Source organism: Mesonia phycicola (genome assembly GCF_900141885.1).
GTDB classification, from domain to species: Bacteria; Bacteroidota; Bacteroidia; order Flavobacteriales; family Flavobacteriaceae; genus Mesonia; species Mesonia phycicola.
Map to the genome: position 1 here is coordinate 1 of NZ_FQYY01000040.1, position 1093 is coordinate 1093.

A 1093-nucleotide genomic window follows, 5' to 3' on the forward strand; every position below is an offset into this window, starting at 1 on the left:
TAGATTCGCTCCTGGTCGCCCAGTGGCTGCTCTCTGTCCCTACCATTGTAGCACGTGTGTAGCCCAGGACGTAAGGGCCGTGATGATTTGACGTCATCCCCACCTTCCTCACGGTTTGCACCGGCAGTCTGGCTAGAGTTCCCGACTTGACTCGCTGGCAACTAACCACAGGGGTTGCGCTCGTTATAGGACTTAACCTGACACCTCACGGCACGAGCTGACGACAACCATGCAGCACCTTGCAATCTGTCCGAAGAAATACCTGTTTCCAAGTACGTCAGACTGCATTTAAGCCCTGGTAAGGTTCCTCGCGTATCATCGAATTAAACCACATGCTCCACCGCTTGTGCGGGCCCCCGTCAATTCCTTTGAGTTTCATTCTTGCGAACGTACTCCCCAGGTGGGTTACTTATCACTTTCGCTTAGCCACCCAGTCCTCAATTAGACCGGACAGCTAGTAACCATCGTTTACGGCGTAGACTACCAGGGTATCTAATCCTGTTCGCTACCTACGCTTTCGTCCATCAGCGTCAGTATATTATTAGTGATCTGCCTTCGCAATCGGTATTCTGAGTAATATCTATGCATTTCACCGCTACACTACTCATTCTAACCACTTCATAATAACTCAAGACAATCAGTATCAATGGCAATTCTCCCGTTGAGCGGAAGACTTTCACCACTGACTTAACTGCCCGCCTACGGACCCTTTAAACCCAATGATTCCGGATAACGCTTGGATCCTCCGTATTACCGCGGCTGCTGGCACGGAGTTAGCCGATCCTTATTCGTAGAGTACCGTCAGATTCTCACACGTGAGAAGGTTTCTTCCTCTATAAAAGCAGTTTACAACCCATAGGGCAGTCTTCCTGCACGCGGCATGGCTGGATCAGAGTTGCCTCCATTGTCCAATATTCCTCACTGCTGCCTCCCGTAGGAGTCTGGTCCGTGTCTCAGTACCAGTGTGGGGGATCTCCCTCTCAGGACCCCTACCTATCGATGTCTTGGGAAGCCGTTACCTTTCCAACTAACTAATAGGACGCATACTCATCTATTACCACCGAAGTTTTAATAATAATATGATGCCATATCA

The 1093-nt window shown here is 49.7% G+C and carries 1 rRNA gene; it reads right to left on the reverse strand.

The features are described 5' to 3' along the window. Positions 1 to 1093 (reverse strand): 16S ribosomal RNA (locus BUC03_RS15035); the annotation flags it as partial.